Origin of the sequence: Pseudomonas sp. RV120224-01b (assembly GCF_003208145.1) — a bacterium.
Classification (GTDB): Bacteria; Pseudomonadota; Gammaproteobacteria; order Pseudomonadales; family Pseudomonadaceae; genus Aquipseudomonas; species Aquipseudomonas monteilii.
The window spans coordinates 72,335-98,443 of sequence record NZ_QKMQ01000010.1; the positions used below are offsets into that span (position 1 = coordinate 72,335).

General features: G+C 62.5%; 21 protein-coding genes. 4 read left to right on the forward strand and 17 right to left on the reverse strand.

Annotation, left to right across the window (positions count from 1 at the left end):
* Positions 1-39 precede the first annotated feature (39 nt).
* Entirely contained in the window at positions 40-2,469 is a 2,430-nt protein-coding gene (locus N436_RS16695) for a TonB-dependent receptor (RefSeq protein ID WP_110741575.1), read from the forward strand.
* A 135-nt stretch (positions 2,470-2,604) separates the two neighbouring features.
* Here the strand turns inward: N436_RS16695 and N436_RS16705 are convergent, their stop codons facing one another.
* Genes N436_RS16705 through N436_RS16720 form a run of 4 tightly spaced genes read right to left on the reverse strand, consistent with a single transcriptional unit; the run spans position 2,605 to position 6,050 of the window.
* Positions 2,605-3,762, reverse strand: coding sequence for a betaine/proline/choline family ABC transporter ATP-binding protein (locus tag N436_RS16705; RefSeq protein WP_110741576.1), 1,158 nt, complete (start codon positions 3,760-3,762; stop codon positions 2,605-2,607).
* The gene (locus tag N436_RS16710) at positions 3,759-4,412 is read right to left on the reverse strand and encodes an ABC transporter permease (RefSeq protein WP_016713182.1); all 654 of its coding nucleotides are present in this window, start codon (positions 4,410-4,412) and stop codon (positions 3,759-3,761) included. Before N436_RS16710 ends, N436_RS16705 begins: the two co-directional genes overlap by 4 nt.
* Entirely contained in the window at positions 4,409-5,323 is a 915-nt protein-coding gene (locus tag N436_RS16715; RefSeq protein WP_110741577.1) for a glycine betaine ABC transporter substrate-binding protein, read from the reverse strand. The genes N436_RS16710 and N436_RS16715 overlap by 4 nt, the downstream gene beginning before the upstream one ends.
* 13 nt (positions 5,324-5,336) lie before the next feature.
* The gene (locus N436_RS16720) at positions 5,337-6,050 is read right to left on the reverse strand and encodes an ABC transporter permease (protein WP_028698933.1); all 714 of its coding nucleotides are present in this window, start codon (positions 6,048-6,050) and stop codon (positions 5,337-5,339) included.
* A 534-nt stretch (positions 6,051-6,584) separates the two neighbouring features.
* Here N436_RS16720 and N436_RS16725 point away from each other — a divergent pair.
* Entirely contained in the window at positions 6,585-8,168 is a 1,584-nt protein-coding gene (locus N436_RS16725; RefSeq protein WP_016713179.1) for a peptide chain release factor 3, read from the forward strand.
* A 33-nt stretch (positions 8,169-8,201) separates the two neighbouring features.
* Here N436_RS16725 and N436_RS16730 read toward each other — a convergent pair whose 3' ends face one another.
* From N436_RS16730 to N436_RS16800, 13 genes are all read right to left on the reverse strand, one after another.
* A complete protein-coding gene (locus tag N436_RS16730) occupies positions 8,202-9,281 on the reverse strand; it encodes a polyamine ABC transporter substrate-binding protein (RefSeq protein WP_016713178.1) in 1,080 nt (359 codons plus the stop codon).
* Between the two features lie 52 nt (positions 9,282-9,333).
* Positions 9,334-9,675, reverse strand: coding sequence for a cupin domain-containing protein (locus tag N436_RS16735; RefSeq protein ID WP_016501370.1), 342 nt, complete (start codon positions 9,673-9,675; stop codon positions 9,334-9,336).
* 32 nt (positions 9,676-9,707) lie between these two features.
* Entirely contained in the window at positions 9,708-11,114 is a 1,407-nt protein-coding gene (locus tag N436_RS16740; protein ID WP_110741578.1) for an FAD-binding oxidoreductase, read from the reverse strand.
* A 64-nt stretch (positions 11,115-11,178) separates the two neighbouring features.
* On the reverse strand, positions 11,179-11,988 hold the full coding sequence (locus N436_RS16745; RefSeq protein ID WP_110741579.1) for a nuclear transport factor 2 family protein: 810 nt from the start codon (positions 11,986-11,988) through the stop codon (positions 11,179-11,181).
* A 375-nt stretch (positions 11,989-12,363) separates the two neighbouring features.
* Positions 12,364-13,332 carry a peptide ABC transporter ATP-binding protein gene (locus N436_RS16755; RefSeq protein ID WP_110741581.1) on the reverse strand — a complete coding sequence of 323 codons (969 nt, stop codon included), beginning with the start codon at positions 13,330-13,332 and terminating at the stop codon, positions 12,364-12,366.
* Positions 13,332-14,300 carry an ABC transporter ATP-binding protein gene (locus N436_RS16760; RefSeq protein WP_016713171.1) on the reverse strand — a complete coding sequence of 323 codons (969 nt, stop codon included), beginning with the start codon at positions 14,298-14,300 and terminating at the stop codon, positions 13,332-13,334. The genes N436_RS16755 and N436_RS16760 overlap by 1 nt, the downstream gene beginning before the upstream one ends.
* Positions 14,301-14,310: 10 nt before the next feature.
* Positions 14,311-15,237 (reverse strand): ABC transporter permease subunit, encoded by a 927-nt coding sequence (locus N436_RS16765; protein WP_110741582.1) that lies wholly within the window; start codon positions 15,235-15,237, stop codon positions 14,311-14,313.
* Positions 15,238-15,247: 10 nt separating this feature from the next.
* Positions 15,248-16,258, reverse strand: a complete 1,011-nt coding sequence (locus N436_RS16770) for an ABC transporter permease subunit (protein WP_012316108.1) — start codon at positions 16,256-16,258, stop codon at positions 15,248-15,250.
* A 91-nt stretch (positions 16,259-16,349) separates the two neighbouring features.
* Positions 16,350-17,960 carry an ABC transporter substrate-binding protein gene (locus N436_RS16775; RefSeq protein ID WP_110741583.1) on the reverse strand — a complete coding sequence of 537 codons (1,611 nt, stop codon included), beginning with the start codon at positions 17,958-17,960 and terminating at the stop codon, positions 16,350-16,352.
* Between the two features lie 78 nt (positions 17,961-18,038).
* A complete protein-coding gene (locus N436_RS16780; protein WP_110741584.1) occupies positions 18,039-19,418 on the reverse strand; it encodes an OprD family porin in 1,380 nt (459 codons plus the stop codon).
* A 131-nt stretch (positions 19,419-19,549) separates the two neighbouring features.
* On the reverse strand, positions 19,550-21,142 hold the full coding sequence (locus N436_RS16785; protein WP_110741585.1) for an ABC transporter substrate-binding protein: 1,593 nt from the start codon (positions 21,140-21,142) through the stop codon (positions 19,550-19,552).
* Between the two features lie 142 nt (positions 21,143-21,284).
* Complete coding sequence (locus N436_RS16790; protein WP_110741586.1) at positions 21,285-22,910, reverse strand: ABC transporter substrate-binding protein; 1,626 nt, start codon at positions 22,908-22,910, stop codon at positions 21,285-21,287.
* A 391-nt stretch (positions 22,911-23,301) separates the two neighbouring features.
* Positions 23,302-24,018 (reverse strand): SIMPL domain-containing protein, encoded by a 717-nt coding sequence (locus N436_RS16800; RefSeq protein ID WP_016713165.1) that lies wholly within the window; start codon positions 24,016-24,018, stop codon positions 23,302-23,304.
* A gap of 202 nt (positions 24,019-24,220) precedes the next feature.
* On the opposite strand from N436_RS16800, the gene N436_RS16805 reads away from it, so the two are divergent.
* Positions 24,221-25,477 (forward strand): ATP-binding protein, encoded by a 1,257-nt coding sequence (locus tag N436_RS16805; RefSeq protein ID WP_016713164.1) that lies wholly within the window; start codon positions 24,221-24,223, stop codon positions 25,475-25,477.
* On the forward strand, positions 25,477-26,037 hold the full coding sequence (locus N436_RS16810; RefSeq protein ID WP_003255244.1) for a response regulator transcription factor: 561 nt from the start codon (positions 25,477-25,479) through the stop codon (positions 26,035-26,037). The genes N436_RS16805 and N436_RS16810 overlap by 1 nt, the downstream gene beginning before the upstream one ends.
* The last annotated feature ends 72 nt before the right edge of the window (positions 26,038-26,109 follow it).

Here is a 26,109-nt window from a genome sequence, read left to right on the forward strand (position 1 = left end):
CGGTTGGCGTTTATTCCGCATTCAGGATGTTTCGACGACGTGAACAACAACAAGCCTTTCCCACGCTTCCGCGCCCTGGCGCTGGCCCTGGCGGTCGGTGCCGTGGCCGTCAACAGCCAGGCTGCACAGGCCGGCAACACCATCCAGATCCAGGCCCAGCCGCTGGGTTCGGCGCTGAGCCAGCTTGGCCAGCAGACCAACCTGCAACTGTTTTTCAGCCCCGAGTTGGTGGCTGGCAAGCAGGCTCCGGCGGTGTCCGGCAACCTGGCGCCGGTGCAGGCGCTGCAACAGTTGCTGCAAGGCAGCGGGCTGACCTTCGAGATGTCCCAGGACACCGTCGTGGTAAAGCCGCTGCCGACTACCCTTGACCTGGGCAGTGGCAGCCTGGAGCTGGCGCCCACCGACATCAAGGTAGTCGGTGACTGGCTGGGCGATGCGCAGCAGAGCGTGGTGCAGAACCACCCCGGCGCGCGCACCGTGGTGCGCCGCGAGGCGATGGTAGAGAAGGGCGCGATGAACGTGCGCGATGTGCTGCGCGGCATCCCGGGTGTGCAGGTGCAGGACTCCAACGGCACTGGCGGCAGCGACTTGTCGCTGAACGTGGGCGTGCGCGGCCTCACCTCACGCCTGTCGCCGCGCTCCACCGTGTTGATCGACGGCATCCCGGCCGCGTTCGCGCCGTATGGCCAGCCGCAGCTGTCGATGGCGCCGATTTCCTCGGGCAACCTCGACAGCATCGACGTGGTACGTGGTGCAGGCTCGGTACGCTATGGCCCGCAGAACGTGGGCGGGGTGATCAACTTCGTCACCCGGGCAATTCCGGAAAAGGCCTCGGCAGAGCTGTCCACCACCCTGGAAACCTCCCAGCACGGCGGCTGGAAGCACACCGAGTCGGCCTTCGTCGGCGGCACGGCAGACAACGGCATGGGTGTGGCACTGCTGTACACCGGCGTCAACGGCAACGGCTACCGTGAAAGCAACAACGGCAACGACATCGACGACGTTATCCTCAAGACCCACTGGGCGCCGACCGATGTCGACGAGTTCTGGCTCAACTTCCACTACTACGATGGCCGCGCCGACATGCCCGGTGGCCTGACCCAGGCCCAGTACGACAGCAACCCGTACCAGTCGCTGCGCGACTACGACTACTTCGCCGGTCGGCGCAAGGACGTGTCGTTCAAATGGCAACGCCAGCTCGACGATGCCACCCAGTTCGAAGTGCTGACTTATTACACCGACAGCTTCCGTGGCAGTGCCATCGCTTCGCGTGACATGAAGACCCTGTCGTCGTACCCGCGCAACTATCACACCTTCGCCATCGAGCCGCGTGTGTCGCGCATCTTCTTTGCCGGCCCGACCACCCAGGAAGTCAGCGTGGGTTATCGCTACCTGAAGGAAGCGATGCGTGAGCAGTCGACGCGCCTGGCGCTGATCGACAACGTGCCCACCGTGACCCCGACCTCCGACGGCCATGTGTTCCAGGACCGCAGCGGTGGCACCGAGGCCAGCGCCTACTACATCGACGACAAGATCGACGTGGGCAACTGGACCATCACTCCGGGCATCCGCTTTGAGCACATCAACACTGACTGGCGCGACCGCCCGGTGCTGGATGCCAACAACCGCCCGGTGGCGGAGAAGAAACGCAGCATCACCAGCAACGAGCCGCTGCCGGCGCTGAGCGTGATGTACCACATCTCCGACGCGTGGAAAGTGTTCGCCAACTACGAAACTTCGTTCGGCAGTTTGCAGTACTTCCAGCTGGGGCAGGGCGGGACAGGCAACAGCACGGCCAATGGCCTGGAGCCGGAAAAGGCCAAGACCTACGAAATCGGCACGCGTTATGACGATGGCGGTTTTGCCGGTGAGCTGACGGCGTTCTACATCGACTTTGATGACGAACTGCAATACATCAGCAACGACGTGGGCTGGACCAACCTGGGTGCGACCAAGCACCAAGGGATCGAGGCTTCTGTGCGCTATGACCTGGCCGGGCTGGACCCGCGCCTGGATGGCTTGTCGGTGAGCGGTGGCTACACCTTTACCCGTGCAACCTATGAAGGTGAGATTCCGGGCTTCAAGGGCCGTGACTTGCCGTTCTATTCACGTCAGGTGGCCACTGCCGGCGTGCGCTACGCGGTCAACCGCTGGACCTGGAACCTGGATGCCTACGCCCAATCCAAGCAGCGTGCGCCGGGCACCGGGATCAACGCCGATGGCAGCTTCAACGGTGACTACATCACCGAGCCGAGTGCGGATGGACAGTATGGCGATATTCCGGGTTACGTGACATGGCATGCCCGTGGCGGGTATGAGTTCGGGCCAGAGATGTCCAACCTGAAGTTGGCGGCGGGGGTGAAGAACCTGTTCGACAAGCAGTACTTTACCCGCTCCAGCGACAACAATGCCGGCATTTATGTGGGTGAGCCGCGGACCTTCTATGTGCAGGCCAGTGTAGGGTTCTGATCTGAGATCGCCGGGGCCGCCTTGCGGCCCATCGCAGGCAAGCCAGCTCCCACAGGTACAGCGCCAATCTCAAGGTTTGCGCTGTACTTGTGGGAGTTGGCTTGCCTGCGAAGGGGCGCAAAGCGCCCCCAGCGATTACGAAACCACCGCCTCAGCGGGCGAGACAATGCTGGTCTTCGCCCCACGCGACCGCCCCGAACTCAGGTAAGCCGCAATCGACTCCTGCGTCACCTCGCCCAAGAACACCTGCTCGGCATCCAGCACCGGCAACCACGCCCTATTAAATTCGTACATCCGCGACAGCAGGATGCGCAAATGCTCATCATGCGACGCCGTGGCATTGAACGGCCGCAGGAAGTCACCACAGGTGCCTTGCTGGCGGTGTATGTCGCGCCGGCGCACATACCCCAGCGCCTTGTTCTGCGCATCGGTCACCACCACATAGCGGCGGTCGTGTTCATCCAGCAGTTCCAGTGCATCGCTGACCGGCGTTTCCGGGCTCACCGACGGCGCGTTGTCCGCCGCATCCTCGGCACGTACCAGCAATAGGCGTTTGAGGGTGCTGTCCTGGCCAACGAAGTTGCTGACAAAGTCATCTGCCGGGTGCGCCAGCAGGGTGTCCGGGTGGTCCAGCTGCAACAGTTTGCCGGCACGGAAGATGGCGATCTTGTCGCCCAGCTTGATCGCCTCGTCGATGTCGTGGCTGACCATGATCACCGTCTTGTTCAGCGCCCGCTGCATCTCGAAGAACTCGTTCTGGATCATTTCGCGGTTGATCGGGTCGACCGCGCCGAACGGCTCGTCCATCAGCAGTACCGGCGCTTCTGCCGCCAAGGCGCGAATCACGCCGATGCGCTGCTGCTGGCCACCAGACAGCTCGCGCGGGTAGCGCTGCAGGTACTGCTTGGGCTCGAGCTTGATCATGTGCATCAGCTCGCGCGCACGCTCGTGGCACTTTTGCTTGTCCCAGCCGAGCAGGCGCGGGACCACGGTGATGTTCTCTTCGATGGTCATGTTGGGGAACAAACCGATCTGCTGGATCACATAGCCGATGTGCCGGCGCAGGGTCACTTCGTCCAGCCCGGTGGTGTCCTCGCCATTGATGAACACCTGGCCCGAGGTGGGCGTGATCAGGCGGTTGATCATTTTCAGCGTGGTGCTTTTGCCGCAGCCCGAGGGGCCGAGGAACACGCAGATTTCCCCTTCGTTGACGGTGAGGTTTACCGCGTCGACGGCTTTCACGTCCTTGCCGTTGACGTTGAAGGTTTTGCTGAGGTTCTTCAGTTCGATCATGAGCGCAGTCCTTCTGGAGTCAGGGCACGTTGCAGGGTTTGCAGGAGCAGGTCGGCAATGATCGCCAGCAGGCTGACCAGCACGGCGCCGACCAGCAGCATCGACATGTCGCTGCGGCTGATGGAGGTGAGGATGAGCACACCCAGGCCGCCGGCTCCGATGGTGGCGGCAATGGTCATGACGCCGATGTTCATGACCACGGCGGTGCGCACGCCGGCGAGGATCACCGGCACGGCGATGGGCAGCTCGACCATGCGCAGGCGCTGGCCGAAGGTCATGCCGATGCCGCGTGCGGCTTCACGGATGCCGGGCTCGACGTTGGTCAGGGCCAGGTAGGTGTTACGCATGATCGGCAGCAGCGAATAGAGGAACACGGCAGTGATCGCCGGGAGTGGTCCAAGGCCTTGGCCGAATTTGGAGTAGAACGGCAGCAGAAGGCCGAACAGGGCGATGGAGGGGATGGTCAGCAGCACCGTGGCGCTGGCCTGCAATGGGCCAGCGAGGGCCGGGAAGCGCGTCATCAGAATGCCCAGCGGCACCCCGACGAGGATCGCCAGGCCTACAGCGATGCCCACCAGCATGATGTGCTGCCAGGTCAGTTGCAGCACCTGGGCCCAGTCCAGGTGGCTGAAGGTATCGATCAGGTTCATGGCTGGCCCTCGCTGTTCAGTGGGTGCTCACGCAGGAAGGCGGCGGCAACGGCGGTCGGGTTCTGGTGCTCGACGTCGACCTTGGCGTTGAGCTGGCGCATGGTTTCGTCATCCAGCTGCTCGGCCAGCGGCTTGAGCAGGCCGGCCAGTTGCGGGTTGGCGTCGAGCACGGCTTTGCGCACCACCGGGGCGGCGGTGTAGTCCGGGAAGTAGTGCTTGTCGTCTTTCAGCAGCTTGAGGTCGAAGGCGTTCAGGCGGCCATCGGTGGTGTACACCAGGCCGGCGAACACCTGGTTGTTGCGCATGGCCGTGTAGACGAGGCCGCCGTCCATCTGGCGGATGTTGCGCCGGTCCAGTGGCAGGCCGTACATCTCGCGCAGGCCGACCAGGCCGTCGGGGCGGTTGGCGAACTCGGTGTCCAGCGCCACCAGGTGGGTACGCTGGCTTTCGTCACGCAGCACCTTGTTGAGGTCGCTGATGGTGTTCACCTGCGGGTAGGCTTCGGCCACTTGCCGGGGCAGGCCCAGCGCATAGGTGTTGCTGAACTTCGACGGGGTCAGCCAGATCAGGTCCTTCCTGGCATCCAGTGCCTTTACCCTGGCGAAAGTGGCTTCGGCGTTGGGCATGCGCTCGTCGATGTGGTTATACGACACCAGCGACACGCCGGTGTATTCCCACATCAGGTCGAGCTGGCCGGTCTCCTGGGCCTGGCGTGCGATGTTGCTGCCAAGGCCGGTGGTGACGCGCACGTCGAAGCCATTGGCACGCAGGTATTGCGCGGTGATTTCGGCGAGCACGGTCTGTTCGGTGAACACCCGCGCGCCGATGCGCACCAGCGGTTTTTCCGCTGCCTGGGCAAATCCTGCGAACAGCAGGGCCGCGCCCAGCAGCAAGGCGATTCTTTTCTTCATACGTTCCCTATCCTTATTGGGCCAGGCCACGTTCCAGCCAGCGCTTGCTGGAGAAACTCACCGCTGCGTCCAGCACCAGGGCCAGCAGCGCGGTGCACGCGGCGCCCAGCAGCAGCTGTGGCTGGTTGTTCAGGGCGATGCCGGGGAAGATCAGGCTGCCCAGGCTGTTGGCGCCGATCAGGAATGCCAGCGGCGCGGTGCCCACGTTCAATGCCAAGGCCACGCGTACACCCCCGACGATGATCGGCACGGCATTGGGCAGTTCCACCTGCCACAGTTGCTGGCGCGGGGTCATGCCGATGCCGGTGGCGGCTTCCTTGAGCGAGGCGGGGACGTTTTTCAGGCCTTCGTAGGTGTTGCGCACGATGGGCAGAAGAGAGGCGAGGAACAGTGCGAAGATCGCAGGCCCGGCGCCAATGCCCAGGATACTGAGCGCGATGGCCAGAACGGCCAGGGGAGGGATGGTGTTGCCAACGTTGAAGAACTGCATGAAGCGCTCGGCTTTGTCGACCCGGTGCGGTCGACTGAGCGCAATGCCGGCGGGGATGCCCACGGCTAACGCCGCCGCCATCGAAGCCAGCACCAGTACCAGGTGCGCTTGCAGGTAGAACCCAAGATCATCGCGATAACGCGTGATCGTGTCGATGCCGATCCAGTGGATCAGCAGGGCCAGGATGACGAGCACGGTGGCGCATCCCAACAGCCCTTTTCCGTAGCGTTTAGCCACAGGCGGACTCCTTGTGTTGTCGGCGAGCACACTTCTTTTTTGCCGGCCAGTGCTGGCGGCGAATGGTGTGTTCGCGAGTAGCAGCTTGATACACGCCGAAGGCTGCGATCAGGCCATGAGCCGAACCCCGTCGGGCCCGAAAATGCTGATGAAACCAGTCCCCAACCGAAGCGGGTTGCAGGGGAGTGGACGTCTCCGTGGGTGTAAAGGTTCCCATCTGAGGCGGCATTTGGCCAGCGTTAATCACTGGGGTCTTGAATTTTTGGCGAGAAAAAACAGCAGCTTAATGCGGCACAGGCGTTGATATCACTGCGCTTTGGCCATTTGTCGTGATAAAGCGATTGCCTGATGAATAGGTTGCTACTCAGCTCCCACAGGTACTGCGCAAGGCGTTAATGCTGTAGAGGTCTTTGTGGGAGCTGGCTTGCCGGCGATGAGGCCGGAACAGGTGCCGCTGGTTCACTAGATTTTGGTCCAGGCCCAACTTCAGGTATGATATCGCCCCTTTTTAATCCCCCAGTCAGGCGATTTCCCATGACCAACCAGGCCGCCGAAGTCGCGAAGCGCCGCACTTTCGCAATCATTTCCCACCCCGACGCCGGTAAAACCACCATCACCGAGAAGCTGCTGCTGATGGGCAAGGCCATTGCCGTCGCCGGTACCGTGAAGTCGCGCAAGTCCGACCGCCACGCCACCTCCGACTGGATGGAAATGGAGAAGCAGCGCGGCATCTCCATCACCACCTCGGTGATGCAGTTCCCATACCGCGAGCACATGATCAACCTGCTCGACACCCCCGGCCACGAAGACTTCTCGGAAGACACCTACCGCACCCTGACCGCAGTGGACTCGGCGCTGATGGTGCTCGACGGCGGTAAAGGGGTTGAGCCGCGTACCATCGCCCTGATGGACGTGTGCCGCCTGCGCGACACGCCGATCGTCAGCTTCATCAACAAACTCGACCGTGACATCCGTGACCCGATCGAACTGCTGGACGAGATCGAAGCCGTACTGAAGATCAAGGCCGCGCCGATCACCTGGCCGATTGGTTGCTACCGCGACTTCAAAGGCGTGTACCACCTCACCGGCGACTACATCGTGGTGTACACCCCTGGCCACGGCCATGAGCGCACCGAAGCCAAGATCATCCAGAAGCTGGACTCGGACGAAGCCCGCGCACACCTGGGTGACCAGTACGATTCGTTTGTCGAGCAGCTGGAGCTGGTGCAGGGTGCCTGCCATGAGTTCAACCAGGAAGAGTTCATCAACGGTCAGCTGACCCCGGTGTTCTTCGGTACGGCACTGGGCAACTTCGGTGTGGATCACGTGCTCGACGCCGTGGTCGACTGGGCGCCGCGCCCGCTGGGCCGCGTTGCCCACGAGCGTACCGTCGAGCCTGTGGAAGAGAAGTTCACCGGCTTCGTGTTCAAGATCCAGGCGAACATGGACCCGAAACACCGCGACCGTATCGCCTTCATGCGCATCTGCTCGGGCAAGTACGAGAAGGGCATGAAGATGCGCCATGTGCGCCTGAACAAGGACCTGCGTATCGGCGATGCGCTGACCTTCTTCTCCTCCGAGCGTGAACAGCTGGAAGAGGCCTTTGCCGGTGACATCATCGGCCTGCACAACCACGGCACCATCCAGATCGGTGACACCTTCACCGAGGGTGAAGCGCTGGGCTTCACCGGTATCCCGCACTTCGCCCCGGAGCTGTTCCGTCGCGTGCGCCTCAAGGACCCACTGAAGTCCAAGCAGCTGCGCCAAGGCTTGCAGCAGCTGGCTGAAGAAGGTGCCACCCAGGTGTTCTTCCCGGAGCGCAGCAACGACATCATCCTGGGTGCGGTCGGTGTGCTGCAGTTCGACGTGGTCGCCAGCCGCCTGAAGGAAGAGTACAAGGTCGAGTGCGCCTACGAGCCGATCACCGTGTGGTCGGCCCGCTGGATCAGCTGCGACGACAAGAAGAAGCTTGAGGAATTCCAGACCAAGGCCATGGAAAACCTGGCCATCGACGGTGGTGGTCACCTGACCTACCTGGCCCCGACCCGGGTCAACCTGTCGCTGATGGAAGAGCGCTGGCCGGACATCAAGTTCCGCGCTACCCGCGAACATCACTAATAATTGAGAATGGGGCCGCCAAGCGGCCCCTTTTCAATTCCCGGCTTTGATACTGGTCCAGATCCGCGTGCGAATGCGGTCGATCTTCGCCGGCATCGCTTCCAGCGCATACAGCTTGCCCATCACATCCTCGCTCGGGTAAATCATCGTATTACCCTTCATCGCCGGGTCCACCAGCCCGTCCGCCTTCAGGTTGCCGTTGGCGTACTGCACATGGTTGCTGATGTTGGCCATCACGTCCGGTTGCAGCAGGTAGTTCATGTAGGCATACCCGGCTTTTTCATCCGGTGCATCGGCCGGCATGGCCACCATGTCGAACCACATGGGCGCGCCTTCCTTGGGGATCGAGTAGCCCACCTTCACCCCGTTCTTCGCTTCTTCGGCACGGTTCTTCGCTTGCAACACATCCCCCGAGAAGCCCACCACCACGCAAATGTCGCCATTGGCCAGGTCGCCGGTGTACTTCGATGAGTGGAAGTAGCTGATGTACGGGCGTACCTGCATCAGCAATGCCTTGGCCTTGTCGTAGTCCGCCGGGTTCTGGCTATGGTGTGGCAGGCCCAGGTAGTGCAAGGCAATCGGCAGCAGTTCAGGGCCGTTATCCAGCACGGCAACGCCGCAGCTTTTCAGCTTGCTCATGTACTCGGGCTTGAAGATGAGGTCCCACGAATCAACCGGCGCATTGTCGCCGAGCACCGCCTTGACCTTGTCGATGTTGTAGCCGATGCCGGTACTGCCCCACAGGTAAGGGAACCCGTACTGGTTGCCTGGGTCGTTCACTTCCAGCGCTTTGAGCAGCACCGGGTTGAGGTTTTGCCAGTTGGGCAACTGCGACTTGTCCAGGCGCTTCAGGGCCTTGCCCTGGATTTGCCGGGCCATGAAGTGGTTGGAGGGGAACACCACGTCGTAGCCGGAGTTACCGGTCATCAGCTTGCCGTCGAGGGTTTCGTTGCTGTCGTACACGTCATAGGTGGGCACGATGCCGCTGGCTTGCTGGAAGTTCTTCAGCGTGTCGGGGGCGACATAGCTGGACCAGTTGTAGATCTTCACTGTTTCGGCGGCGCCGGCCACGCTGGCGGCCAGCATCAGGGGTGCAAGAAGGAGCGTGCGCATGTCGGGGTTACCTTGCTTTGTCTGTTGTTATCGAAGGCAGGCGATCAGCGGATCAGAAGATAAGGACGTAGGTCTTGCGCACGGTCTCCTGGATGTCCCAGGTGCCAGTGCTGTTGGCCGGTAGCATCAATGCGTCTCCGGCTTCTATGACCAGAGGTTCGCCACCGTCGGGGGTGAAGGTGCAGCGGCCCTTGATGAAATGGCAGAACTCCTGCTGCACGATCTGCCGGCGCCAGCGCCCGGGGGTGCATTCCCAGATGCCGGTTTCCACGCCGTCGCTGCGCTCCACGCAGGTGACCGACGTCACGGCTACGGGTTCGCCAAGCGGTACCGCGACCGGGTTGCTGCTGTCGAGCACGGCGCTGTCAGTGTTCTTGAACTGGGTGATGCTCATGACCGGTGGATCCTGTGTAGGGGAAAGGAAAGTCAGTGCATGAAGCCTTCCATGAAGTCCGCAAGCGAGCTGGCCAGGCGCCGCCTCCAGGGCGCGCTGGCGGGGTTGGCGAGGGTCCGGTCCTCGTGGACGAAGCTTTGGATGATGGCGTTGTAGCCCAGCCAGCGGCAGGGTTCGGGTGGCCAGCTGGCCAGGCTGGAAACCGGGCGGTTGTCGAGCACCCAGGGCTGCGCGGTCAGTTCGTTGTGCTGGTTGAGGATAAGCGCTGCAAGCGTGCGCCCGCCCAGGTTGGTGGCGCCGACACCTTCGCCGCCGTAGCCGCCAGCCAGGGCAATGCCACGCTGGCGGTCGCACAGCATATGCGGGCGGAAGCGTCGGGCCATGCCCAGGTTGCCACCCCAGGAGTGGGTGATGCGTACGTGTTTCAGTTGCGGGAAAAGCTCGCTGAACAGGTAACGGCGCAGTTCGATTTCATGCGCGTCGAGGTTGAAGTTTTCGCGCAGTCGGCCGCCGAAGCGATAGCCTCCGCGGGCACCGAATACCAGGCGGTTGTCGGCGGTGCGCTGGCCATAGGTGACCTGGCGGCTGCTTTCGCTGAAGGCCTGGCCTTGGCTCAGGCCGATCTGCTCCCAGGTCGACTCCGGCAGCGGCTCGGTGGCCACCAGCAGGCTCTGTACCGGCAACTGATGTTTGCCCAGTGGCGGCAGGCTGGCAGCGTAACCTTCCACGGCAGGCACTACCCACTGGCAGCGAATCCGTGCCAGCGGCGTGCGCACCTCGCCGGGCTGCCAATCGATGGCCGGCGTGTTTTCATAGATCGGCACGCCCATCGCCTCCACTGTCCGAGCCAAGCCGCGCACGAGTCTGGCCGGCTGGATGGTCGCGGTGTGCGGGCTGTAGATGGCGCCAAAGGCATTGCTGACCCGCAGTTGGGCGTCCAGTTGCTCGGGGCGCAGCCAGCGGTAGTCGTCTTCGGTCATGCCTTGGCGATACAGATCGTCCAGGTAAGCGCGCAGGCTGCGTTCCTGCTCTGGGTAGCGTGCGGCGCAGTACAGCACGCCGCCCTTGCGGTAGTCGCAGTCGATGCCTTCGCGTTGCAGCACACGCTGTACTTCATCGGGAATGCCGTGCAGCAGGTCGATGCTGGCGCGGCGCTGTTGTGGCGACAGGGTGGCCAGCAGGCGGTCTTCGCCCAGCAGGTTGCCCATCAGCCAGCCGCCGTTGCGCCCGGAGGCGCCGAAACCGGCGATGTTGGCGTCGATCACCGCGATGTTCAGCTGCGGGGCCTGGCGCTTGAGGTAGTAGGCAGTCCACAGGCCGGTGTAGCCGGCACCGATGATGCACACGTCCGCAACCAGGTCTTCACGCAGGGCCGGGCGAGCGCACAGTGGCTCGTCGAGCTGGTCCATCCACAGGCTGAGCGTGCGCAGGGGTTGCATCGGGTCGGGCTCCACATCCGTCAAGGTCTGTGGGCGATCCTAGTGGGGTGTGCGGGCGGCTGTCTTACGTGCGTGCACGCAGGGAAATTTGCTTCAGGTATGCCTTGGGCGTGAGGCCGGTGTGCTCCCGGAAGCACTTGTAGAACGCTGACAGTGAGTTGAAGCCGGCGCTGAACGCCAACTCGTCAATCGTTGCCTCGACGCTGTCGTCGTCCAGGCTGGCCATCAGGTGTTGCAAGCGCGCCTGGTTGACGTAGCGGTAGAAGCTTTGCCCAAGCACCTGGTTGAGCAGGTAGGAAATCTGGTTGCGGCTGTAACCACTGGCGTCGGCAACCTGTTGGAGGTCCAGCTCCGGGTCCAGGTAGGGGCGCTGGCGCTGGAAGTAGTGTTCCAGGTCCTGGGCCATGGTCGACAGTTGCCGTGGTGACAACCCCAGGCGGCTGGTGGCAGGGCGCGGGCCGGCACTGGCGTGCCCGCTGCTGTTCTGGCGAACCAGCGTGGCGTATTCGTTGACCCGCCAGATCAGGCCATCCTTGACGGTGATCGCTTCGCTGGACTGGAACGCCACCAGGCCATCGCCACCCTGGACCGTGACCTGGTACTGGATGAATGCGGTGCAGCCATCGACGCGGATGCGGTCGCTGTGGACGATGTCTTCGCCGGCTTCATGGGGCAGGCAGGCGCGCACGTAGTCATGCAGTTCGCGGTAGCCGAGCACGCGGTTCTGGAAGAAGTCGTGGTACTGGACGTCGGGGTGGTAAAGCGCGATGACGCCGTCGAGGTCGCGGTGCTTCCAGCACAAGTGGTAGCGCAGCACGGTGTCGGCGGTGAGCGGGGTTTGCTCGGGGCCGTCGGGGAGGGTGGTGGCGGTCATGAAACTGATAGTGCATTGCAGAACACCCAGGTGCAAGGGTGTGGATCTGGCATTTTGCACGGTTTGATCAAGCGGTTCTGAGGCTAAGCCTTTGAATTATTTAAAAGTAATTTTTTGATACAGCTGGCATGGGCGCTGCACTGGTTTTAATTAACAACGAACAAGGAGAAAGGCCATGCGCTCGATACTGCTGTGGATGATTGGGGTACCGATTCCAGTGATTATCCTGATCTGGTTCTTCATGCATTGAGAACCTGGGGCCGCTCTGCGGCCCATCGCCGGCAAGCCAGCTCCCACAGGCCTGGCACAGGCCTTGAGGGCTGTGGAGTACCTGTGGGAGCTGGCTTGCCGGCGATGAAGGCGACACCGATCTAGCTAGAGAAACTGCTCGGCATAGTGACAAGCCACCTGCCGGGTACTCACCTGGCGCAGCGCCGGCACTTCCTTGGCACACCGCTCGGTCGCATGCGGGCAACGCTTGTGAAACGCGCACCCGTCAGGCGGGTTCAGCGGGTTGGGTAACTCGCCGGCAATGCGGATCTTCGGCTTCAGCGGGTCCGGGTGAATAGCGGGAGTTGCCGACAGCAACGCCTGGGTATAGGGATGCAACGGCTTCTCGTAGATATCCTCTTTAGGCCCCATCTCTACCGGCCGCCCCAGATACATCACCAGCACCTGATCGGCCACATGCCGCACCACCGCCAGGTTGTGCGAGATGAACACGTAGGCAGTGTTGAATTCCTTCTGCAAGTCCATGAACAGGTTCAGTACCTGCGCCTGGATCGACACGTCCAGTGCCGAAGTCGGCTCGTCCGCTACCAGCACTTTTGGCTGCAGCATCATCGCCCGGGCAAGGGCGATACGCTGGCGCTGGCCACCCGAGAACATGTGCGGATAGCGCTGGTAGTGCTCGGGGCGCAGGCCCACCTGCTCCATCATCTTCTGCACTTTGTCGCGCCGTTCGGCCTTGCTCAGTGACGTGTTGATCAGCAGGGGCTCGGCCAGCTGGTCGCCAATCTTCTGCCGTGGGTTGAGCGAAGCGTAGGGGCTCTGGAACACCATCTGCACGTCGCGGCGCAGTTGCTTGCGCTCAGCCTTGCTGGCGCCTTTCACCTCGGTGCCGGCGATTTGCAGCGACCCGGAAGACGGCTCTTCGATCAGGGTGAGTGCGCGGGCCAGGGTCGATTTGCCACAGCCGGACTCGCCAACCACGGCCAGGGTCTTGCCGGCTTCCAGCTCGAACGACACACCATTCAGCGCACGGACCAACGCATGGCCTTTGAACAGCCCGCGGGAGACTTCGTAATGCCGGGTCAGCTCCCGGGCGGATAGAACGACGGTCATTACGCCACCTCCTGGTTCAGCGGGTAGAAGCAGCGCACCAGGCTGTACGCCTGGGGATCAAGGGGCGGCCGTTGGTGGCGGCAGTTGTCCTGCACATAGGGGCAGCGCGGCGACAACAGGCAGCCGACAGGGCGGTCGTAACGGCCGGGGACGATGCCGGGTAGGGTGGCCAGGCGTTCGGCGCCGATGCTGTGCTCGGGGATGGCCGCCAGCAAGGCTTCGCTGTAAGGGTGGGCGGGTACGTCGAACAGCTCCGGCACCTGGCCTACTTCCACCGCCTGGCCGGCGTACATCACGCACACGCGCCTGGCTGTTTCGGCGACCACGGCGAGGTCGTGGGTGATCAGAATGAGCGCCATGTTGCGCTCCTTCTGCAGGTTGACCAGCAGTTCCATGATCTGCGCCTGGATGGTCACGTCCAGTGCGGTGGTCGGTTCGTCGGCGATCAGCAGTTTGGGCTCGCCGGCAATGGCCATGGCAATCGCCACACGTTGGCTCATACCGCCGGACAGCTGGTGCGGGTAGGCATCCAGGCGGCTCTCCGCAGCCGGGATCTCGACTTTTTTCAGCAGCTCCAGGGCACGCTGGCGCGCGGCCTTGCCCTTCAGGCCCAGGTGCTGGCGCAGCACTTCCTCGATCTGGTAGCCCACGGTGTAGCTGGGGTTGAGTGCGGTCATCGGGTCCTGGAAGACCATGGCGATGTCCTTGCCCACCACCTTGCGTCGCTGGCGGCCGCTGAGCTTGAGCATGTCGGTGCCATCGAAGGTGAGGGCGTCGGCGGTGATGCGCCCGGGGGCGTCGATCAGGCCCATCAAGGCCATCATGGTGACCGATTTGCCCGACCCGGATTCGCCGACGATGGCCAGGATTTCGCCGGCTTCTACCGTCAGGTCCAGGCCGTCGACCACCGGTACCGCCGTGGCGTCGCCGAAGCGCACGTTCAGGTTGTTGATCTGCAACAGTGACATGGCGTTCTCCTCAGGCGGCGTTCTTGAGTTTCGGGTCCAGCGCATCGCGCAGGCCGTCGCCCATCAGGTTGATTGCCAGCACACTGAGCAGAATGGTCAGGCCAGGCAGGCTCACCACCCACCAGGCGCGCTCGATGTAGTCACGGGCCGAAGCCAGCATGGTGCCCCACTCCGGGGTCGGCGGTTGCACACCGAGGCCGAGGAAGCCCAGGGCGGCCGCGTCGAGGATCGCCGAGGAGAAGCTGAGGGTTGCCTGCACGATCAGCGGTGCCATGCAGTTGGGCAGCACGGTGACGAACATCAGCCGTGGTAGCCCGGCACCGGCCAGGCGTGCTGCGGTCACGTAGTCGCGGTTCAGCTCGCCCATCACGGCGGCGCGGGTCAGGCGCACGTAGGAGGGGAGGGAAACGATGGCAATGGCAATGACGGTGTTGATCAGGCCTGGGCCGAGGATGGCAACGATGGCCACCGCCAGCAGCAGCGAGGGCAGGGCCAGCATCACGTCCATCAGGCGCATGATCGACGGGCCGAGCAACTGCGGGAAAAAGCCGGCCAGCAGGCCCAGCAGGATGCCCGGGATCAGCGACATCACCACTGACGACAGGCCGATCAGCAGCGACAGCCGCGCGCCCTGGATCAAGCGCGAAAGCAGGTCGCGGCCCAGCTCGTCGGTGCCGAGGATGAACTGCCAGGTGCCGCCCTCCAGCCACACGGGCGGTGTCAGCAGGAAGTCGCGGTACTGCTCGCTGGGGTCATGCGGGGCGACCCACGGTGCAAACAGCGCGCAGAACACCACCAGGCTCATGAAGGCCAGGCCCATCACAGCGCCTTTGTTGCGCGCGAAGGCTTGCCAGAATTCTTTGTACGGCGAGGGGTAGAGCAGGCTCTGGTCCACCGGGCTGGCCGGCGACACGGGTTTGGGAATCGGGCTAGTCATGGCAAGGGCCTCAGCGCTGATGACGGATGCGTGGGTTGGCCAGGCCGTAGAGAATGTCCACGACGAAGTTGACCAGGATCACCAGGCAGGCGATCAACAGGATGCCGTTCTGGACCACGGGGTAGTCACGGGCGCCGATGGCTTCGATCAGCCATTTGCCGATGCCCGGCCAGGAAAAGATGGTTTCGGTCAGCACCGCACCGGCCAGCAATGTGCCGACTTGCAGGCCGAACACGGTCAGCACCGGGATCAAGGCATTGCGCAGGCCATGCACGAACACCACGCGCGCTGGCGACAGGCCTTTGGCGCGGGCGGTGCGGATGTAGTCTTCGCGCAATACTTCGAGCATCGACGAGCGGGTCATGCGGGCGATGACCGCCAGCGGGATGGTGCCGAGCACGATGGCCGGCAATATCAGGTGCATCACCGCGTCCTTGAACGCGCCTTCTTCGTCGCTGAGCAGCGTGTCGATAAGCATGAAGCCGGTTTTCGGCTCGATGTCGTAGAGCAGGTCGATGCGCCCGGACACCGGGGTCCAGCCCAGGCTCACCGAGAAGAACATGATCAGGATCAGGCCCCACCAGAAGATCGGCATCGAGTAGCCGGCCAGGGAAATACCCATCACCCCATGGTCGAACAGCGAACCGCGCTTGAGCGCGGCGATTACCCCGGCCAGCAGGCCGACGATGCCGGCGAACAGCAGGGCGGCGAAGGCCAGTTCCAGGGTGGCCGGGAACAAGGTGAGAAACTCGCTCCACACGCTTTCGCGGGTACGCAGCGATTCACCCAGGTCACCTTGGGCGAGCTTGCCCACGTAGTCCAGGTACTGGACCGGCAGTGGCTTGTTCAGGCCCAGGCGTTCCATGGCCTGGGCATGCATTTCAGGGTCGACCCTGCGCTCGCCCATCATCACTTCCACCGGGTCGCCGGGGATCAGGCGTATGAGCGCGAAGGTCAGCAAGGTGATGCCGAAAAAGGTCGGTATCAACAGGCCCAGGCGCCGGGCAATAAAGCTCAACATTGTCGGGGTTACCTCTTCAGACCGTGCGGCCAGCAGCACGCCACGGCAGTGCCGCCGGTTCCCGTGTGGGTTGCCGGCGGTCGTTGTTGTTCTACTTCACCTTGGTGGTGGCGAAGTTATTTTTGGTCAGAGGGCTGATCACGTAGCCCTCCACGTTGTCACGCATGGCCACGAACACCTTGGGGTGGGCCATGCTGATCCAGGGTTGGTCGTCATCGTACACCTTCAATGCCTCGCTATAGAGCCTTGCACGTTCCTCGTCATTGATCACTTCGCGGGCGCGGGTGATCAACTCCTGGAATTTCGGGTTGCACCAGCGGGCGTAGTTTTCGCCGTTCTTCGCCGCTTCGCAGCTCAGCAGCGGGGTGAGGAAGTTATCGGGGTCGCCGTTGTCGCCGGCCCAGCCGGTGGACACCAGGTCGGCTTCGCCCTTTTTGGCGCGGCGCAGCATTTCGGCCCATTCCATTACGCGAATATCCAGCTTCAGGCCGATCTGCTTCAGGTCAGCCTGCAGCATTTCGGCGGACAGCCGCGGGTTGGGATTGGTCATGCCGCCGCCGTTGCGGGTGAACAGCGTGATCACCGTACCCTGCGGAACGCCAGCTTCCTTGAGCAGCGCGCGCGCCTTGTCGAGGTCGCGTGGCGGGTTCTGGTTACGGGTGTTGTAACCGATCATGGTCGGTGGATAAGGGTTCACGCCGACCAGCGCATTGCCTTTGCCAAAAAGCTGGTCAACGTGGGCCTGGCGGTCGAAGGCCATGTCGATGGCTTTGCGCACGCGCACATCGCTGAGGTATTTGTGCTCGGTATTCATGGCGATGTAGCCCGTGACCAGCGCTTCGGTCTCGGCCACCTTGAGCCTGGGGTCGGCCGTGATCGCCGGTACGTCTTCCGGCTTGGGGTACAGCGCGATCTGGCACTCGTTGGCGCGCAGTTTCTGCAGGCGCACGTTGCTGTCGGTGGCGATGGCGAAAATCAGGGCATCGGCCGGCGGCTTGCCGCGGAAGTAATCCGGGTTGGGTTTGAAGCGGACCTGGGCGTCCTTGTTGTAGCGCTGGAAGATGAACGGGCCGGTGCCGATCGGCTTGCTGTTCAGCTCGGCGGTTTTACCGGCCTTGAGCAACTGGTCGCCGTATTCGGCGGAATAGATCGACGTGAAGCCCATGGCCATGTCGCGCAGGAACGGTGCTTCGGCCCGGGTGAGGGTGATCACCACGGTGTGGTCGTCGGTCTTGTCCACCGACTTGAGCAGGCTCTTGAAGGCCATGCTTTCGAAATACGGGTAACCGACACTGGTCTTGTCATGCCAAGGGTGCGCAGGGTCGAGCTGACGGCGCAGGCTCCATAGCACATCGTCGGCGTTGAACGTGCGCGTGGGGGTGAAGTAGTCGGTGCTGTGGAATTTGACGCCCTGTCGCAAGTGGAAGGTGTAGGTCAGGCCGTCTGGGGAAATGTCCCAGCGTTCGGCCAGGGCCGGCTCGATGTCGGTGGTACCTGGCTTGAAGTCGACCAGGCGGTTGAACAGCGTTTCGGCGGTGGCATCGAACGTGACGCCGGTGGTGTACTGCACAACGTCGAACCCTTCCGGGCTTGCCTCGGTACACACCACCAGCGGTTTGGCCGCCAGCTGCGTGGCGCTGCTCAGCACCAGCGCGGCAAGGGCAAGGCGTAACGGTATCGATTTGATGAAAGCGCTCTGCATGGGTCACGGACTCCCGGCTTGCATTGATTCCAGCGTAGCTGCCACGGCCCGCAGCGAAACGGGCCGTGGCGCTAACGGTCAGAGAATGTTGAATGGAATGGTGGTCACCACCCGGAACTCGTCGAGGCTGCCGTCACCTTGTGCCTTGCTGGCGCGGTGCGCGGTATAGGTGGCGCGGATGCTGGTGTCTTTGAGCGGCCCGCTTTGCACCGCATAGCTGGTGCCGATGCCCCACTCATAGTGGTTTTCGCCGTCCAGGCCCTTCACGTCGTAGGCCGTGCCACGGTAATGGGTACCGTCGATACCCCAGCCACGGGCGTTGTACAGGTTGAACTTCAGGCCCGGCACGCCATAGGGCGCCATGTTCAGCACGTAGGAAATCTTCAGCGATTTTTCGTTGGGGCCGTTGAAGTCCGACAGTAGCGAGTTGGCCAGGTAGATGCCGTTGGTCTCGTGCAGGTAGTCGAAGTACTCGTTGCCGTTGACCTGCTGCCAGGAGGCGCCGAGGGTGTGGGCCTGGTGGGTCAGGTCGAGCGACAGGCTGTAGACGTCGTTGTCGATCTTGCCCATTTTCTGGCTGCCGGCGTCCACGGTCTTGTAGTAGTTCAGGCCGGTGCTCAGGCTGAGTACTGCGCTGTCGCCCAGCATGTGGTTGGCGCCGAAGTAGTACTGGTTCCAGAAGTCGTCGACCTTGGTGGCGTACAGGCTGGTGCTCAGGCTCTTGAACGGCTGGTAGTTGATGCCGGCGGTACTGGCGCGGTCGGTTTCCACGCCGGTGGCGCTGTATTCGCTGCGGAATTTGCTGAGGCTTTGCTCGGTACGTGGCGAGACGCGGTCGAAGGTGCCCGCGTCGAAGCTGAGGTTGTCGAACTCGGCGCTGTGCAGGAACGCACCCTGGAAACTCGACGGCAGGGCGCGGTTGCCGATGTAGGCGATCATCGGCGTGTCCACCGACTGACGGCCGAGGGTAAGGGTGGTGTTGGACACGCGCGCCTTGATATTGCCCAGGCCCAGTTTGCTCCACTGGCCGATGGGGTCGCCATCGCTGTGGGTGAGCGTGCGGTTGTTGGGGCCAGCGACGGCCTGGCGGCTCTGTTGCAGGGCGATGGCGTTGTAGCCGGCGGCCTCGACGGCAATGCCCACGGTGCCTTGGGTGAAGCCGGAGCTGTAGTTGAGGATGTTGCCCTGCAGCCAGTTTTCGCGGCTGTGGGTGGCGTGGCGGGTGCCATCGCTTTTGTAGTAGCGCCACAGCGGGGCGCGGGCGGCACGCTCGCGGGCGTACCAGTTGCGGGTGGTACCGGACAGGCTCTGGCCGTCAATGAAGCCGCTGGCTTGTGCCTGCTCGCTGCTGGCTTTGAGGGTGAGGGGAATGTATTCCTGGCTTTGCGGGTCGGCCTGGGCCACGGTGGATAAGGCACTGATGGATAAAGCCAGTGCGGTCAAGGTGAATACTCTCAAGGTTGAAGCTCCCATTCTTTTCTAGTTATTGCCGGCCTTGTGGGCCGGATGGTTGTTGCGGTGTTGCCAGGGTTGCCGCGGGATCGCCGGGCTAAATCGGGGGTGTTGTGTTGGCCGGGACTGGCTAACGCTTAATCAACACTCACACCGGAAAAATCATTGCGCCCAAACGGGCTGACCTTGAACTGGGAAACCTTGACGCTGAGCGGTTGGTTAACCGTGGAATGCGCAACCGGGGTAATCGGCACCTGTTGCTTCAGCCGCTGCTGGGCCTGCTGGTACAGGGCGGTGCGCTGGGTGCGGTCGGTAACCTGCTTGGCTTGCTTGACCAGGCTGTCGTATTGCGGGTCGCACCACAGCGAGTAGTTGTTGCTGCCGATGGCATCGCAGCTGTAGAGGGTGCCCAGCCAGTTGTCCGGGTCGCCGTTGTCACCGGTCCAGCCGATCAGGGCGATGTCGTGCTCGCCGCTTTTCATGCGCTTGAGGTATTCACCCCACTCGTAGCTGACGATGCGCACCTGGAAACCGAGCTTGTTCCAGTCGGCCTGGAGCATTTCAGCCATCAGCTTGGCGTTGGGGTTGTACGGGCGCTGTACGGGCATGGCCCACAAAGTGACTTCGGTGCCAGGCTTGACCCCGGCCTGCTGGAGCAGCTGTTTGGCCTTTTCCGGGTCGTAGGGTGCGTCCTTGAGGCTTTCGTCATAGGACCACTGGGTGGGCGGCATGGCGTTGACCGCCAGTTGGCCAGAGTCCTGATACACCGCCTGGATGATGGCTGCCTTGTTCACCGCCATGTCCATCGCCTGGCGTACTTCCAGGCGGTCGAATGGCGGGTGCTGGGTGTTGTAGGCGATGTAGCCGAGGTTGAAGCCCGGCTGCTGCAAAACCTGCAGCTTGCTGTCGACCTTGAGTGCCGGCAGGTCGGCCGGGCGTGGGTGCAGGGTGACCTGGCATTCGTTGCGGCGCAGCTTCTGGATACGCACAGAGGGGTCGATGTTGATCGAGAACACCAGGTTGTCGATCTTCACTTCATTCGGTGCCCAGTAATCCTTGTTGCCCTTGAAGCGTATCTGCGAATCCTTCTGGTAGCGCTGGAACACGAACGGCCCGGTGCCGATGGGCCAATGGTTGATGTCACTGGGGCGGCCGCTGACCATCAGCTGGTCGGCGTATTCGGCAGAGAGGATGGAGGCGAAACTCATGGCCAGGTTCTGGATGAACGCGGCATCGACCGTGTTCAGGGTGAATGCCACGGTCATCGGGTCGATTTTCTCGACGTGGGCGATGTTCTTGTCCAGGCCCATGCTGATGAAATAGGGAAATTCGGCGGGGTAGGCCTTGCGGAACGGATGGCCCTTGTCGAGCATGCGATTGAACGTGAACAGCACGTCGTCGGCGTTGAAGTCACGGCTCGGGGTAAAGGCCTTGTTGCTGTGGAACTTCACCCCTTCGCGCAGGTGGAAGGTGTAGTGCAGGCCATCGTCCGATACCTCCCAGCGCGTTGCCAGGGCAGGGTGTACGGCGGTGCCGCCGCGCTCGAACTCCACCAGGCGGTTGTAGATCGGTTCGGCGGCGTCGTTGTCGGTGGCGCTGGTGTACTGGGCCGTGTCGAAACCGGCAGGGCTGCCTTCGGAGCAGAACACCAGGCTGTTGGCCAGCGAGGCAGGGGATTGGCTGATCAGGCCCAGGGCCAACAGGGCTGACAGGCAGGTAGCGTGGCGCATGGCGAATCCTTTTTCGTCTGTTTGCACCGCCTCGGGTACGAATGGCGGCAACAGTTCACCCAACCCGCGGCGGGTAGCCGCAGGACGACATGAAGAGGTGATGGGGGAAGGCACCCGCTATTGCGCGGGTGCCGCAGTTACCCTATTTGTCCACGCTGACGCCGTAGAAGGCGTTCAGCGCAAACGGGCTGATCTTGAAGTCCTTCACCTTGGCGCTCATGGGCTGGTAAACGGTGGAGTGGGCGATCGGGGTGATCGGCACCTGCTCCTTGAGGATGTGCTGTGCCTTCTGGTACAGCTCGGTGCGCTTGGCCTGGTCGGAGGTGGCCTTGGCCTGCTTGATCAGGTCGTCGTAGGGCTTGTAGCACCATTTGGAGAAGTTGTTGCCATCGACCGCATCGCAGCCGTAGAGCGTGCCCAGCCAGTTGTCCGGGTCGCCGTTGTCGCCGCTCCAGCCAATCAGCATGGCGCCCTGTTCGCCGCCTTTGGAGCGTTTGATGTACTCGCCCCATTCGTAGCTGACGATTTTTGCCTTGATGCCGATCTTGGCCCAGTCGGACTGGAGCATTTCGGCCATCAGCTTGGCATTGGGGTTGTACGGGCGTTGCACGGGCATGGCCCACAGAGTGATTTCGGTGCCTTCCTTGATGCCGGCTTCCTTGAGCAACTGCCTGGCCTTCTCGGGGTCGTATGGCGCATCCTTGATGCTGTTGTCATACGACCACTGGGTCGGTGGCATGGCGTTGACGGCCAACTGGCCGGCGCCCTGATAGACCGACTCGATGATCTTCTTCTTGTCCACCGCCATGTCCAGCGCCTGGCGCACTTTCAGCTGGGCCATCGGGTTGGCCTCATTACTGCCCTTGATCTTCTCCATCACGTTGTAGGCGATGTAGCCGAGGTTGAAGCCGGCCTGCTGTGGCATTTGCAGGTTCTTGTCGGCCTTTAGCGGCTCGATATCGGCCGGGCGGGGGAACAGGGTGACCTGGCACTCGTTCTTCTTCAGCTTCTGCATGCGCACCGAGGCATCGGTGGTGATGGCGAAGATCAGGTTGTCGATCTTCACGTCATCGGGTTGCCAGTAGTCCTTGTTGCCCTTGAAGCGGATCTGCGCGTCTTTCTGATACTTGCTGAACACGAACGGGCCGGTACCGATCGGCTTCTGGTTGATGTCGGCCGCCTTGCCGTTATTCAGCAACTGGTCGGCGTATTCGGCGGACTGGATCGAGGCGAAGCTCATGGCCAGATTCTGGATGAACGCGGCGTCGACTTCGTTGAGGGTGAATTTCACCGTGTGCTCGTCGAGTTTCTCCACCTTGGCGATGTTCTTGTCCATGCCCATGTCGGTGAAGTACGGGAACTCGGTGGGGTAGGCCTTGCGGAACGGGTGGTCCTTGTCGAGCATGCGGTTGAAGGTGAACAGCACGTCGTCGGCGTTGAAGGGGCGGGAGGGTTTGAAGTAGTCGGTGGTGTGGAACTTGACGCCTTCACGCAGGTGGAAGGTGTAGGTCTTGCCATCGTCGGACACTTCCCACTTGGTCGCCAGGCCCGGGATGACTGCTGTACCGCCACGTTCGAACTGGGTCAGGCGGTTGAACATGGTCTCGGCCGAGGCGTCGAAGTCGGTCCCGGTGGTGTACTGCCCCGGGTCGAAACCGGCCGGGCTGCCTTCGGAGCAGAACACCAGGTTGGACGCGGCAAGCGCCGACGGTGCGCCGGTGAGCAAGCCTGCACCCAGCAGGAACGGAATGACTGCGTGTTTGAGCATGGTGGCCTCATTGTTGTCATTTTTCGGATGAGGTGGCCTCGTGAGCCGACCTGCGGATACTTATGCAGGGGATGTTCCCAATGCAACAGGTAGAAGGATAGTTGGCGCCAGAAAAGTGGTACGACCGTACATGGATGTCGCATCGTTGTAACTTTCGACGAAGTTAAACGTTTGCGCAGGCAAAATGATGGCATTTTGCAGGATGTTTCGAGGCGGGATTAAATGTAGGAAGCACCGTTGTAGTGCGTAGGAAAGGTCTGAAAGCGCTTATTTTGGTTGATGCGGTCCCTGTGGGAGCGGGCAAGCCCGCGAACATGGGCGAAGCCCGTGCCATGCACCGCGGTGTCTTTTTCGCGGGCACGCCCGCTCCCACAGGTGTTGCGTGGATCTGTTAAGGCATCTGCACTTCGATCAAGCCATCGGCATTCATGCTCACTTCACTGGTACCCGCCTCGATATCCGGCGCTGGCGCCGCCTCGTCAGCCCCCATGGCCTTCATGGCCATCGGTGCGCTACGCAGGTACGGGCGCGGGTAGCCGCTGCTGTTGAGGTTCAGGCTGACCACTTTGTAGCCCTTGCCGCCCAGCGCCTCGGTGGCCAGTTGCGCACGCGCCTTGAAGGCATCGACTGCGTCCTTGAGCAGTGCATCCTCGCTGGCCTTGCGTGTGGCCGGGGCAATGGAGAAGTCCATGCCGCCCATTTTCAGTTCTTGCAGCAGGTCGGCGGTAAGCTGGGACAGGGCCGGGAAGTTGGCGCTTTCCAGGCGCAGCTCGGCGCGCTCGCGCCAGCCGGTGATCTTCTGGCCCTTGCTGTCATAGACCGGGTAGCTGTTGCGGCTACCCTGGCTGATCTTCACATCCTTGACCTGGCGCGACTGCTGCACGGCCTTGTTCATGGTTTCGGTGATCTGCTTGGCGAGCTTGCCCGGGTCGGTGTTCTGCGCTTCGCTGTACAGGGTCACGACCATCAGGTCACGCGCCACTTCCTTGCTGACTTCGGCACGCAGCGATACCTGGTTGTAACGCGGTTCATCGGCAGCCAGCACCGGCAGGCTGGCGAGCAGGCCGCAAGACAGGACAAGGGCGGCGCCGCGACGAGGGATTTGCATGTGGTACTCCTTGGCAATAAAAGGCGTGGGGTCTGGTCATCCATTCCACGCATGGCCCATCTGACCGGCAACAGTGTAGTGGGTTCAAAAGTGCCATCATGAACCTGTGACAAAGTGTGGCGCTTTGCCGCATCGCTGCAGCGAGGCGCCCGGCTTCGGTATACTCCAGCCGATTTTTCTGGAGCACTCATCAGGAGAGCTCATGCTCGCCGCCGTACAACCGCTGTCTGCTACCCGCCAGAACCTCTGGCGCCTGACTGTCATTCGGGTCCTGGTCCTGGCTGCCCAGGCAGGCTCCGTGGGCGTTGCCTACTGGACCGAACTGCTGCCTTTACCTTGGCTGTCGCTGGCTGGCACCTTGGCCTTGTCCTCGCTGCTGTGCGCCTTCACGGCGCTGCGCCTGCGCCTGTCGCTGCCGGTCACCGAAATGGAATATGCCCTGCAGCTGGCTTGCGACCTGCTGATCCACAGTGCCTTGCTGTATTACTCCGGTGGCTCGACCAACCCGTTTGTGTCGTATTACCTGGTACCGCTGGCGATTGCTGCGGTGACCTTGCCGTGGCTGTATTCGCTGATTCTTTCGGGCATTGCCCTGACGGCCTACAGCCTGCTGCTGGTGCAGTTCTACCCGCTCGAAGGCCTGCCGATGGCGCGGGACAAGATGCAGGTGTACGGCATGTGGCTCAGTATTGCCCTGGCCGCAGCGGTGATCACCTTCTTTGCTGCGCGCATGGCCGAAGAGCTGCGCCGCCAGGAGCAACTGCGTTCCGAGCGCAGGGAAGAAAGCCTGCGAGACGAGCAGCTACTGGCCGTGGCCACCCAGGCCGCTGGCGCCGCCCATGAACTGGGCACGCCGTTGGCGACCATGAGCGTGCTACTGAATGAAATGCGCCAGGACCACGCCGACCCGTTGCTGCAAGAAGACCTGCAGATCCTTCAGGACCAGGTAAAACTGTGTAAAGAGACTTTGCAGCAGCTGGTGCGCGCCGCCGAAGCCAACCGCCGCCTGGCGATCGTGGAGCAGGACGTGACCGCCTGGCTGGACGAGGCGCTGAACCGCTGGCACCTGATGCGCCCGGAAGCCAGTTACCGCTTCCAGCGCCTGCGCGACGGCAAAGTGCCGCGCCTGACACCGCCACCGGACCTGACCCAGGCGTTGCTGAACCTGTTGAACAATGCCGCCGATGCCTGCCCCGATGACCTGGAAGTGCGCCTGGACTGGGACGCCCACGACATCGTCATCAGCATCCGCGACCACGGCCCGGGCGTGCCGCCGGCCATTGCCGAAGCCATCGGCAAACCCTTCATTACCACCAAAGGCAAAGGCTTCGGCCTTGGCCTGTTCTTGAGCAAGGCCAGCGTGACCCGTGCGGGCGGTTCGGTGAAACTCTATAGTCATGAACAGGGTGGCACCCTGACCGAACTGCGCCTGCCCTATGGCAAGCGAGGAGATGAATGATGAGCGAAGAAAACCAGGTCGAAAGCGAAGAGCTGCCGCACCTGCTGCTGGTGGATGACGATGCCACCTTCACCCGGGTCATGGCCCGGGCCATGAGCCGCCGCGGTTTCCGCGTGAGCACTGCCAGTTCTGCCGAGGAGGGCTTGATCCTGGCCCAGCAGGACCTGCCGGACTACGCCACGCTGGACCTGAAGATGGACGGCGACTCGGGCCTGGTGCTGCTGCCCAAGCTGCTGGAGCTGGACCCGGAAATGCGCGTGGTGATCCTGACCGGGTACTCAAGCATTGCCACGGCGGTGGAGGCGGTGAAGCGTGGCGCCTGCAATTACCTGTGCAAGCCGGCCGATGCCGATGATGTGCTGGCGGCGCTGCTGTCGGAGCACACCGACCTGGATACCCTGGTGCCGGAAAACCCGATGTCGGTCGACCGCCTGCAGTGGGAGCACATCCAGCGCGTGTTGAATGAGCACGAGGGCAACATCTCGGCCACTGCACGGGCGCTGGGCATGCACCGGCGGACCTTGCAGCGCAAACTGCAGAAGCGGCCAGTTCGGCGCTGATTCATTCCGCCTGTACCGGCCTCATCGCCGGCAAGCCAGCTCCCACAGAGACCCCGCAGGTTTCGGTATCTG